Raw genomic sequence first — 280 nt, forward strand, 5'->3', positions numbered from 1 at the left:
GTCGAAGGCGAAGAATTCTCGCCGGTGAAGCCCTTGGTCGACTGGCTGGACTACAACGGCTTCTCGGTCGTGACCAAGCCGGGGAAGCGCTTCACCGACGGCCAGGGTCACAGCCGGATCAAGGGCAATATGGACATCGAGATTGCGGTGGACATGCTGGAGATGGCCCCGCACATCGACCACGCTGTCCTCTTCTCCGGCGACGGGGATTTCCGACGCGTGGTGCAGGCGGTCCAGGCAAAGGGCGTGCGCGTCACCGTCGTCTCGACCCAGAAGACCC

At 63.6% G+C, this 280-nt stretch carries 1 protein-coding gene; it reads left to right on the forward strand.

Going from position 1 to position 280, the window contains the following annotated elements; translation table 11 throughout:
- Positions 1 to 24: 24 nt before the first annotated feature.
- Positions 25 to 280, forward strand: a 256-nt coding sequence (locus tag ACZ6JE_RS15160; RefSeq protein WP_464319474.1) for a LabA-like NYN domain-containing protein, incomplete at its 3' end; no start/stop codon positions are given.

This window comes from Frigoribacterium sp. AC759, from assembly GCF_979256015.1.